The following is a 315-nucleotide window of genomic DNA, read 5'->3' on the forward strand; positions in this document are numbered from 1 at the left end:
TGGTTGTTGTTGAAGAACTTGAGCATGCACTTGCTCGTGGCGCAAAAATCTATGCTGAAATTGTAGGTTACGGCGCAACATCTGACGGTTACGATATGGTTGCTCCATCTGGTGAAGGTGCGGTACGTTGTATGCGTCAGGCATTAGCAACAGTTGAAGGTGAAGTTGATTACCTGAACACACACGGTACTTCTACACCGGTTGGCGATACTAAAGAGTTAGAAGCAATTAATGAAGTATTTGCTGATAAAGCGCCAAAAATCAGTGCAACTAAATCTCAAACAGGTCATGCACTCGGCGCTGCTGGTGTTCATG

General features: G+C 45.1%; 1 pseudogene. It reads left to right on the top strand.

The features are described 5' to 3' along the window. Positions 1-315, top strand: a pseudogene (locus AC4GME_RS10210) (beta-ketoacyl-ACP synthase I); the annotation flags it as partial.

It is taken from the genome of Psychromonas sp. (genome assembly GCF_983033635.1).